This window comes from Lactonifactor sp. BIOML-A5, from assembly GCF_009677585.1.
Lineage (GTDB): Bacteria > Bacillota > Clostridia > Lachnospirales > Lachnospiraceae > Lactonifactor.
This window is the reverse complement of sequence record NZ_WKYV01000067.1, coordinates 1-1,282: the sequence shown is the minus strand read 5'-3', so window position 1 is coordinate 1,282 and position 1,282 is coordinate 1. Positions and strand designations below refer to the sequence as shown.

2 protein-coding genes are annotated in these 1,282 nt (G+C 37.4%); both read left to right on the top strand.

Annotation, left to right across the window (positions count from 1 at the left end; all coding sequences use genetic code 11):
• Nucleotides 1–37: 37 nt before the first annotated feature.
• Nucleotides 38–202 carry a rubredoxin gene (gene rd, locus GKG41_RS23035; protein WP_154263266.1) on the top strand — a complete coding sequence of 55 codons (165 nt, stop codon included), beginning with the start codon at nucleotides 38–40 and terminating at the stop codon, nucleotides 200–202.
• A 19-nt stretch (nucleotides 203–221) separates the two neighbouring features.
• A partial coding sequence (gene hcp / locus GKG41_RS23030; RefSeq protein WP_154263265.1) for a hydroxylamine reductase occupies nucleotides 222–1,282 on the top strand: 1,061 nt, incomplete at its 3' end.

Below are 1,282 nucleotides of genomic sequence, written 5' to 3'. Positions count from 1 at the left end.
AAATATTGTATAAAAATGTTGAAAGGAGAAACGCAGAATGGTAAAATATATATGTATCCCATGCGGATATATCTTTGACCCACAAACAGGTGATCCAGATAGTGGAATAGCCCCGGGAACTGCTTTTGAAGATATCCCTGATGATTGGGTTTGTCCAATTTGTTTTGTGGGTAAAGATGAATTCGAACCCGTTAAGGAATAATCTGAAGGAGGGAACGATTATGAGTATGTTTTGTTATCAATGTCAAGAAACTGCAAAAGGTACCGGTTGTGAGGTAAGAGGCGTATGTGGCAAAAATGAGGAAGTTGCAAAATTGCAAGACTTACTGATTTATGTTACAAAAGGGATTTCTGAAATTGTTATAAAAGGCAAACTGGATGTTAAATCCATAAGCGAAGTAAATCATCAAGTCCTAAAAAGCCTTTTTATCACCATTACAAATGCTAATTTTGATGATGGTGCAATTGAAAATCAAATCTATAAAATGATTGGCTTAAGAAACGAGCTAAAAAAACAGGTTTCCGATGTTAATCTTGGTGATGCAGCGGAGTTTGAAGTAAGCGATAGAGCGTCTATGTTAGACAAAGCATCAAAAGTAGGTGTTCTTTCAACCGAAAATGAAGATGTTCGTTCTCTTAGAGAAATGATTATCTATGGTTTGAAAGGTATGGCGGCATATACACATCATGCCCTTAATATCGGCAAAGAAGATCTTGCTATTAATGCATTTATCTATGAAGCACTTGCTTCAACCCTTGATGATTCATTGTCGGCAGATGATCTCGTAGCTTTAACATTAAGGACAGGTGAGTTTGGTGTTAAAGCCATGGCACTGTTAGATGAAGCCAATACTTCTAAATATGGAAATCCTGAAATCACTAGTGTTAATATTGGTGTAAGAAACAATCCCGGAATACTGATTTCAGGTCATGACCTCACTGATTTAGAGCAACTACTGGAGCAAACAAAAGGTACAGGCGTTGATGTTTATACCCATAGTGAAATGCTTCCTGCACATTATTATCCTTTCTTCAAGAAGTATGACAATTTTGCGGGAAATTACGGCGGTTCATGGTGGCAGCAAGTTACTGAATTTGTAACTTTCAATGGACCAATTCTGTTTACTACAAACTGTATCGTACCTCCAAGAAGCGAGGAAATCAGAAAAAGAATCTTTACTTCCGGTGCATCAGGCTATCCCGGATGTCCTCATATCACAGCTGATGAAAATGGCAAAAAAGATTTTTCTGAAATTATTACGATGGCAAAGCAGTGTAAGCC